The sequence below is a fragment of the Streptomyces sp. NPDC005899 genome, from assembly GCF_040629645.1.
In the GTDB taxonomy this organism is placed as follows: domain Bacteria; phylum Actinomycetota; class Actinomycetes; order Streptomycetales; family Streptomycetaceae; genus Streptomyces.
The window spans coordinates 1-6,390 of sequence record NZ_JBEXWB010000355.1; the positions used below are offsets into that span (position 1 = coordinate 1).

8 protein-coding genes are annotated in these 6,390 nt (G+C 71.8%); 2 read left to right on the top strand and 6 right to left on the bottom strand.

What is annotated here, in order from left to right; genetic code table 11:
• Window positions 1-47 precede the first annotated feature (47 nt).
• Both ABZ371_RS27390 and ABZ371_RS27395 read right to left on the bottom strand, forming a co-directional pair.
• Window positions 48-605 carry a hemerythrin domain-containing protein gene (locus ABZ371_RS27390; protein ID WP_358684367.1) on the bottom strand — a complete coding sequence of 186 codons (558 nt, stop codon included), beginning with the start codon at window positions 603-605 and terminating at the stop codon, window positions 48-50.
• A 162-nt stretch (window positions 606-767) separates the two neighbouring features.
• A complete protein-coding gene (locus ABZ371_RS27395; protein ID WP_358684369.1) occupies window positions 768-1,244 on the bottom strand; it encodes a hypothetical protein in 477 nt (158 codons plus the stop codon).
• Window positions 1,245-1,432: 188 nt separating this feature from the next.
• On the opposite strand from ABZ371_RS27395, the gene ABZ371_RS27400 reads away from it, so the two are divergent.
• Window positions 1,433-2,443, top strand: a complete 1,011-nt coding sequence (locus tag ABZ371_RS27400; protein WP_358684371.1) for an MsnO8 family LLM class oxidoreductase — start codon at window positions 1,433-1,435, stop codon at window positions 2,441-2,443.
• 7 nt (window positions 2,444-2,450) lie between these two features.
• On the opposite strand, the gene ABZ371_RS27405 is transcribed toward ABZ371_RS27400, so the two are convergent.
• The 4 genes from ABZ371_RS27405 to ABZ371_RS27420 all read right to left on the bottom strand — a co-directional run bounded on the left by ABZ371_RS27405 (window position 2,451) and on the right by ABZ371_RS27420 (window position 5,429).
• Complete coding sequence (locus ABZ371_RS27405; protein ID WP_358684381.1) at window positions 2,451-2,858, bottom strand: DUF2267 domain-containing protein; 408 nt, start codon at window positions 2,856-2,858, stop codon at window positions 2,451-2,453.
• Between the two features lie 179 nt (window positions 2,859-3,037).
• The gene (locus ABZ371_RS27410; RefSeq protein ID WP_358684373.1) at window positions 3,038-3,232 is read right to left on the bottom strand and encodes a DUF6381 family protein; all 195 of its coding nucleotides are present in this window, start codon (window positions 3,230-3,232) and stop codon (window positions 3,038-3,040) included.
• 115 nt (window positions 3,233-3,347) lie between these two features.
• Window positions 3,348-3,968 carry an L-threonylcarbamoyladenylate synthase gene (locus tag ABZ371_RS27415; protein WP_358684375.1) on the bottom strand — a complete coding sequence of 207 codons (621 nt, stop codon included), beginning with the start codon at window positions 3,966-3,968 and terminating at the stop codon, window positions 3,348-3,350.
• Window positions 3,969-4,067: 99 nt separating this feature from the next.
• Window positions 4,068-5,429, bottom strand: a complete 1,362-nt coding sequence (locus ABZ371_RS27420) for an FAD-dependent oxidoreductase (protein ID WP_358684377.1) — start codon at window positions 5,427-5,429, stop codon at window positions 4,068-4,070.
• 423 nt (window positions 5,430-5,852) lie between these two features.
• Between ABZ371_RS27420 and ABZ371_RS27425 the strand changes: the two genes are divergently transcribed.
• Complete coding sequence (locus tag ABZ371_RS27425; RefSeq protein ID WP_358684379.1) at window positions 5,853-6,296, top strand: nitroreductase family deazaflavin-dependent oxidoreductase; 444 nt, start codon at window positions 5,853-5,855, stop codon at window positions 6,294-6,296.
• The last annotated feature ends 94 nt before the right edge of the window (window positions 6,297-6,390 follow it).

Consider the following 6,390-nt stretch of genomic DNA (forward strand, 5'->3'; position numbering starts at 1 on the left):
CGGTGCCTCCGCGACAGCCGGAGGCACCGAGCCGGGCCGTCGCCGTGTCAGTGCTTCCGGCCGCTTACCAGGTCCCGGGCGCGGTCCACGAGACCGGCCCCGGGGGCGAGCAGCTTGTCGGCGGGCGGCTTGTCAGGAGCGGAGGGGTGGGGGCGGGTCGGAGCGGTCTTCTTCGCCTGGCGGATCTTGTCGCCGAGCTCGTCCAGTGCCTCGGGGGAGCAGGCCGCGGCCAGCAGGGGGAAGAGCCGGTCCTCCTCGTCCCGCACGTGTGCGGTGACCTCGCGCTTGAGCTGCGCGACGAGGGTATCGAACTGCGCGTCGCCCGCTTCGCGTCCTTCCAGGTCCTTGAGGAGCCGCTCGATCGTGGCGTGGTCCTCGATCTCCTTGTCCGCCATGTCGTCCCCGTCGTCGACGTACCGGCGGACCGCGGGGTAGAGGTACTGCTCCTCGGCGACCGAGTGCCGCACCAGTTCGACCGTCAGTTCGTCCGCGAGTTCCCGGCGCCGCTGGTCGCCGGCAGGCTGCTCCTCGATCCGGGCGAACAGCGAATCCACCTCGCGGTGGTCCGTGGTGAGTTCGCTGATGACGTTTCCGCCGTGTCCCATGCTGCTTCCTCTCTCGATGGCCCGGTCGGGAGTGGCCGGACCGCCCCGCCCGACGACCGGCGTGCACGCATCCGGCCGGACGGCAGTACTGCCCCCATCCCACCCACCGGGTGTGTGACGGGCGACCGCCCGCGTCCACTCGGCCCAGGGACACGCCCGGGGTCAGGAGAGCAGCAGCCGGCGCACGGCCTCCTCCACCGGCCCGTGGGTGGCGGGCCGGCCCAGCGCACCGCCCTCGCCCAGGCGCTCGAGGTCCGCGGCGATGGTCCGCCCTTCCTGGAAGCACTCGATGACCCGCGGGTTGATGTAGGAGGCGCGGGCCACGGCCGGGGTGTTGCCCGGATAGCCGCTGACCTCCCGCACCGTGCGGACGACGGCACGCTTCCGCGCCGCTTCGCGATCGCCGTGGAGCCCCGCCGACACCGCGAGGCCGACGGCGGCCATGACGGTGGCGTGCCAGGTGCGGACGTCCTTGGCGGTGAGGTAGGTACCGCTGAGGCGCCTCAGCTCCTCGTTCGGTCCGTCGCCCCGCAGCCGGTGCCAGGACCCGGCCTCCCAGTACGCGAGAGCTGCGGGCTGTCCTCGCGCCGCCGCAGCAGGGGCCGGATCGAGCGGCCGGCCGGCTCGTCGACGAAGCACTGGCACTGCCGGACGGAGACGCATGATGCGGCTCCGTGACACGTGATGAGGCAGTGCGTACGGACTCCTTCCCCCACGCCGCCCGACCGCTGCCGAGACCTGTCGCGGCGGCACCCGGCCTCGCCACTGCGACGGCGGTCCCACCGGACGCGCGGGAATCCGGGCGGGCCGACGGTGTTGCACCTTGTGTGAGCTCTCTCGTCGCGTCCACCCGTTTCTCCTTCCTCGACCGTTCCCGCACCCGCGAAGGCCACGACGGCCCGCAGGCGCTGCGGGACACCGTCCGGCTTGCGGTCACGGCCGAGGCCCTGGGGTACCACCGCTTCTGGGTGTCCGAACACCACAGTGTCCCGGGAGTCGCCGGATCCGCGCCCACCGTGCTGGCCGCCGCCGTCGCGGCCGCCACCTCCACCATCCGCGTGGGTACGGGCGGCGTCATGCTGCCCAACCACCGTCCCTTCGTAGTGGCCGAGCAGTTCGGCGTGCTCGCCTCTCTCCACCCCGGCCGGATCGACATGGGCCTGGGCCGTTCGACCGGCTTCACGGACGGCATCCGCCGTGCCCTGGGGCGGGACCGGGAGGACGCCGACACCTTCGCCGCGCAGCTGGCCGAACTCCTCGGTTGGCTGGACGGCAGTCAGCGGGCCTACCCCGAGGTGCACGCCCGGCCCGCCGAAGGGCTGTCGATCCCGCCCTACGTCCTGGCCACCGGCGAGGGTGCCGCCATCGCCGCCGCGGCCGGCCTGCCGCTCGTCGTGGGCGACCTGCGCGACAGGGAGAAGCTCGTGCGCGCCGTCGACGGCTACCGCCGCGGGTTCCGCCCGTCCGCGTGGGCCCCGGAACCCTACGTCGTCGTCGCGGGCACGGTCGCGGTCGCGGCGACGGCGCGGGACGCCCGGCGGATCCTGATCCCCGAGGCATGGTCCATGGCCCACGCCCGCACGCACGGTGTCTTCCCGCCGCTCGCACCGGCCGAGCGCGTCGAGGCTCTGACGATGACGGCGAAGGAGCGCGGGCTGTTCCAGAGCGGCCTGACCGGACATGTCGCCGGCACGGAGGCCGACGTGGCCGAAGGGCTGCACCAGGTCATCGGGGACACCGGTGCGGACGAGGTGCTGGTCACGACCAGCACGTACGACCGCTCGGCCCTGGTGGACTCCATGGAGCGTCTCGCCCGGATCGCGGACCTCGGCCGCTGAGTTCCCGTCAGCGGGGGGCGACCGCCGAGTCCCCGCCCGGATGGCCGAACAACAGGTCGTACCCCGGCGGGAGCTGGAGCAGGACCCGCCCGAGCAGGTCCTCGCCCGCGGCGTCCGCCACCACGCTCAGCACCGCTCCGGTGTCCCAGGCCGCCGTCCGCTCACTGGCACCGTCGATCCAGGCGGCCGTCGCGCGGACGAACCGTTCGGGAGTGAGCGGCTCGGCGGCCTGGAGCGGGTTGAGGAGGATCAGGGCGAAGGTCTCCGGCAGCCGGGCCGCGAGCTCGCTGCGCTCCTCGCCGACCAGGTGTGCCCCGAGCAGTGCCAGCACCACGCGCGAGGCCCGCTCCGCGTCGAGGGCCGAGGGATAAGCGCCCCGTTCCCGGACCGCGTCGAGGAACGTCTGCCACCTCATGTACGTCACCGGGGCCCCCTCGCGGGCCGGAGCGGAGGACGGGGTGGGGGAGGGGAAGCCGCACCCCGCCCTCCGCGTATTCCACGGATGTCACCACAGTTCCGGTCATAGCACTCCGGCAGCGGGACGGCAACCGGACGGCGGCCACCGGCCCCACGGGCACGCCCGGCGGACGTCGGCTACCTCCAGGGGTAGATGTCGCCGCTCGCCATGCCGCCGGCCTGCTCGCTCCGGGCCTCGAGCCGACGGGCCCTGTCCCGCAGACGCCGGCGTTCCCCGGGATCGGCGGTGTGCTCCGCCACGTCCTGGAGTTCTCTGGCCTTGTCGCGCATCTGCTCGACGCCACCGTGGAGGTCGTCGTCCGGGTCGCTCATGATCACTCCTTCGGACCGTGCGGAGAGGACACCTCCACCGAACCAGGCACCCGGGGGTGGGTGCATCTCGGCAGCACCGCCCGAAGTGCGGAGTCGCCGGAGGCCGGCGCGGCGGCTACTCGAACCGGGAGGGGTCGCCCGCCCCCCGGCGCACGATCTCGGGCTCGCCACCGGAGAAGTCGATGACCGTGGTCGGCTGGGTGCCGCAGTCGCCGGAGTCGAGAACGACGTCCACCACGTGGTCGAGACGCTCCTTGATCTCCCAGCCCTGCGTCAACGGCTCCTCCTCGTCGGGCAGCAGGAGCGTGCTGGAGAGCAGCGGCTCGCCGAGTTCGGCGAGGAGAGCCTGGGTGACGGCGTGGTCGGGGATCCGGACACCGACGGTCTTCTTCTTCGGGTGCAGCAGCTGGCGGGGCACCTCCTTGGTGGCCGGGAGGATGAAGGTGTAACTGCCCGGCGTCGCCGCCTTGATCGCCCGGAAGACGTCGTTGTCGATCTGCACGAGCTGCCCCAGCTGCGCGAAGTTCTCGCACATGAGGGTGAAGTGGTGGCGATCGTCGAGAGCGCGGATCGACCTGATCCGGTCGATGCCGTCGCGGCTGCCCAGTCGGCAGCCCAGCGCGTAACAGGAGTCCGTCGGATACGCGACGAGCGTGCCGGAGCGGATACCGTCGGCCACGTTGGTGATGGTGCGCCGCTGGGGGTTCTCGGGGTGTACGTCGAAATACTTCGCCATCCGCCGAGTCTACGGCCGACGGCGGTGCGGCCCGCCCGGGTGGCGCCGCGCCCCCACGACTCCGCCGGAGGGGAGCCGCGGGAGGCGCGTCAGCCCTCGTCAGGCCCCGGACGCGTCCAGCATGGCCTCGCGCTCGACGACCTTGATCCGCTCGCGGCCCTGCTCGGCGCCGAGGGCCTGCTCGTGGGCGTCCAGGCGGTGCCAGCCCTCGCGGGTGGTGTACCGGACACCTCGCTGTTCCAGGAAGTCGACGATCGCGTCCGGCCCGGGCTCGGCGGGGGCGGGCAGCCGGCCGGCCGTGTGGTCCTCCAGGAGGCAGGCCACCGTCTCGTTGGCGTCGCCCTTGGTGTGGCCGATCAGGCCGATCGGGCCGCGCTTGATCCACCCGGTGACGTACACCGACGTCATCGGCTCCCCGCCGCTCAGGACGCGGCCCGCGGCGTGCGGGACGGTGCCGGAGACGACGTCGAAGGGCAGCTTGGAGAGCTCCTCGGAGTAGTAGCCGACCGCCCGGTAGACGCTCTGCACGTCCCAGTCCGTGAAGCGGCCCGTGCCCCTGACGTTGCCCGTTCCGTCGAGCTCGGTCCGCTCCGTGCGCAGGCCGGTGACGCGGCCGTCCTCGCCGACGACCTCCACGGGTGACTCGAAGAAGTGCAGGAACAGCTTGTGCGGGCGGTCGCCCACGTCACGGATCGCCCAGTTCTCCAGGGTGGAGGCGACCATGTTGGCCTGCTTGTTCTCCCGGCGGGTGGCGATCGACCCGTCGTCGTAGTCGATGTCCTCGGGGTTGACGATGACCTCGATGTTCGGCGAGTGGTCCAGCTCGCGCAGCTCCATCGGGCTGAACTTGGCCTGCGCCGGACCCCGTCGTCCGAAGACGTGCACCTCGAGCGCCTTGTTCGCCTTGAGTCCGTCGTAGACGTTCGCGGGGATCTCGGTCGGGAGGAGTTCGTCCGCCGTCTTGGCCAGGATGCGGGCCACGTCCAGTGCCACGTTGCCCACGCCGAGAACGGCGACCTTCTCGGCCTCCAGCGGCCAGGTGCGCGGCACCTCGGGGTGCCCGTCGTACCAGGCGACGAAGTCGGCGGCGCCGTAGGAGCCGTCCAGGTCGATCCCTGGTATGTCGAGTGCGCGGTCGGCGTCGGCACCGGTGGAGAAGATCACGGCGTCGTAGAACGACCGCAGGTCGTCCAGGCCGATGTCCCGCGGGTAGTCGACGTTCCCGAACAGCCGCAGCTGGGGCTTGTCCAGGACCTGGTGCAGCGCCTTGACTATGCCCTTGATCCGCGGGTGGTCCGGAGCCACTCCGTACCGGATCAGACCGAAGGGGGCGGGCATGCGCTCGAACAGGTCGATCGAAACACCCGGGTCCTGAGCGGCCTCGGACTTGAGCAGCGCGTCCGCCGCGTAGATTCCGGCGGGACCGGCTCCGACGATGGCGACGCGGAGGGGGCGTGTCATGGAGTGTTGTTCCTTTGGGCGGACGAGCACGGGCAGAGTGCAGCGGAGTAAGGCTTGGCTTACTCCGCTGCACCCACGGTATGCCCTTCGGCGGGACAAACCTGGGTCGGGGCGAGGTGACATTAAGGACTTCTTGCCGTAAAAGCCCATGAACAGGGCGGGTTCCCTGGGTCGGGTGACGCCGAAAGCGGACAGGGATGTCTCGCAGGATGAGACCTCGTCTCGCTCTGCGAGACGCGGGTGGCATCAAGGGTGCATCGGCGACGCGCCGCCCCGTGTGATCACTGACGAGGCCATGATGGGGCAGGCGATATCCTGGAGCCCCGTACCGGCTCCGCGTCGCGCCCCTCGCAGCGTTCCCGCCGCACCTCACCACCGCGACGAGCGAGCGATCCGAGCACTTCGACGAAAGGACAACGTGTCATGCCGATCGAGGGCGAGTACGAGCCGAGCCCGACCCCATGGGTCCGCGAGCAGGTCGAGCTGATCGAGAGTTCCGGCGGCACCCGGGGGACGACACTGCGCGGACTGCCGGTCATCCTCCTGACCACACGAGGCGCGAAGAGCGGCAAGCTCCGCAAGACGCCCCTCATGCGGGTCGAGCACGAGGGGGACTACGCCGTGGTCGCCTCGCTCGGCGGCGCTCCCCAGCACCCCGTCTGGTACTACAACGTACGGGCCGACCCCCACGTCGAGCTGCGGGACGGGACGGTGGTCCAGGACATGGTCGCCCGCGAGGTCACCGGGGAGGAGAAGGCCGTGTGGTGGGGCCGGGCCGTCGAGGCGTTCCCCGACTACGCCGACTACCAGACGAAGACCGACCGGGAGATCCCCGTCTTCGTCCTCACCCCCGCCACGGGCGGATAGTCCGGCGAGTCCGGCGGGTGGCGGCCACCCGGGCCTGCCGGGTGGCCGGGTCACCGCCCGGGGTGCCGGGTGACGGGGGGCGGACCCGTCGCGC